At 39.4% G+C, this 236-nt stretch carries 1 pseudogene; it reads left to right on the plus strand.

Annotated elements, in window-relative coordinates:
* Positions 1 to 236, plus strand: a pseudogene (locus H5186_RS22805) (hypothetical protein); the annotation flags it as partial.

The following is a 236-nucleotide window of genomic DNA, read 5'->3' on the forward strand; positions in this document are numbered from 1 at the left end:
TTTTTCTTAAACTTCAGCCCTATATTAGCGCGTTATATTCTACCTAAACGTGAAGTATATTTTGACCGTCAAAACCAAACAGTGAACTTTACGTGGTCGGTTGATAATGCCGAAAAAAATGAGCACGGCCATTCGACATTTCCGTTTGAGGATATAGAAGCGTTTTATTCTAAAGCCAACCACTCACAGGGCCATGGTGTAACCCATGCAATGTATATTGCCCATAAAGATTACGA

The sequence above is a fragment of the Pseudoalteromonas sp. SG41-2 genome, assembly GCF_014164535.1.
GTDB lineage: Bacteria > Pseudomonadota > Gammaproteobacteria > Enterobacterales > Alteromonadaceae > Pseudoalteromonas > Pseudoalteromonas rhizosphaerae.